Annotated in this window: 1 protein-coding gene; it reads left to right on the forward strand. The window is 70.7% G+C overall.

Annotation, left to right across the window (positions count from 1 at the left end; genetic code table 11):
- The coding region (locus ACNA7R_RS20715) for a formate--tetrahydrofolate ligase (RefSeq protein ID WP_416285407.1) at nucleotides 1-502 on the forward strand (502 nt) is incomplete at both ends.

A 502-nucleotide genomic window follows, 5' to 3' on the forward strand; every position in this document is an offset into this window, starting at 1 on the left:
GGACCGTGCTCGGCTGGCGCGAAGACGGCTCCGCCGTCACGGTCGCCGATCTCGGGGCCACCGAGGCCATGGTGGCGCTGCTGCGCGAAGCGCTCAAGCCGAACCTGGTGCAGACGCGCGAGGGCGCTCCCGCCTTCGTGCACTGCGGACCCTTCGCGAACATCGCCCACGGCTGCTCGAGCGTCGTCGCTACGAAGCTGGCGCTCCGTCACGCCGACATCGTCGTCACCGAGGCCGGCTTCGGCTTCGACCTCGGCGGTCAGAAGTTCCTCGACATCAAGATGAAGCAGTCGGGCCTGTGGCCACGCTGCGTGGTGCTGGTCGCCACCGTGCGCGCGCTCGCCTCGCACGGCGGAGGCGACGTCGGCCGCGGCCTCGCTCATCTCGACCGACAGGTGGCGAACGTGCGATCCTTCGGGCTCGAGCCGCTCGTCGCCATCAACGTCTTCGCCGACGACGACCCTGCCGACCTGGCGCAGGTGGAACGCCACTGCCGCGAGGC

Origin of the sequence: Natronococcus sp. (assembly GCF_047921035.1) — an archaeon.
Lineage (GTDB): Archaea > Halobacteriota > Halobacteria > Halobacteriales > Natrialbaceae > Natronococcus.